Annotated in this window: 1 protein-coding gene and 1 pseudogene; one reads left to right on the top strand and one right to left on the bottom strand. The window is 61.7% G+C overall.

Going from position 1 to position 532, the window contains the following annotated elements; translation table 11 throughout:
- A partial coding sequence (locus G3436_RS26230; RefSeq protein ID WP_178116619.1) for a CZB domain-containing protein occupies window positions 1-372 on the top strand: 372 nt, incomplete at its 5' end.
- A gap of 12 nt (window positions 373-384) precedes the next feature.
- On the opposite strand, the pseudogene G3436_RS26225 reads toward G3436_RS26230, so the two are convergent.
- Window positions 385-532, bottom strand: a pseudogene (locus tag G3436_RS26225) (LysR family transcriptional regulator); the annotation flags it as partial.

Raw genomic sequence — 532 nt, 5'->3', positions numbered from 1 at the left:
ATGACCGCGCTGATCGAGAACATGGCGCTCAGCTCGTTCTGCGAGGCGGTCAAACTCGATCACCTGCTGTTCAAGCTGATGGTCTATCTGCGCCTGTTCAATCAGGACACCAACCTTGAGTTGTCGGACCACAGGCATTGTCGCCTGGGCAAGTGGTACCTGATGCCCGAGACCCAGCAGATCTATCAGCACGACCGCGCCTTTGCCCAGTTGGACGATCCGCACCGCATCTGTCACGAGTCGGCCAGCCAGGCACTGCAACAGGCGCAGCGCAGCGAATGGAACGGTGTGGTGGCGTCGCTCGATGCCATGGAAACCGCCAGCCTCAAGGTCAATCAGGTTCTGGTGACCCTAGCCCATCGGGGTGACTGACCCGTGCAATGCTCAGCCTTCGGCCTGCCCGGCAAACCACCGCAGCACTCGCGCACAGGCTGGGTGGGCCGTGGCTGAAGGCTGCAGGCACAAGGCATAGACACCACCGGTGCTGAACGGCTGTCCGAACGGGATCATCAGCTCGCCGCGTTCGATCGAC

Origin of the sequence: Pseudomonas brassicae (assembly GCF_010671725.1) — a bacterium.
GTDB lineage: Bacteria > Pseudomonadota > Gammaproteobacteria > Pseudomonadales > Pseudomonadaceae > Aquipseudomonas > Aquipseudomonas brassicae.
The sequence above is the reverse complement of the archived record's forward strand: the minus strand, read 5'-3'. Positions and strand labels throughout refer to the sequence as shown.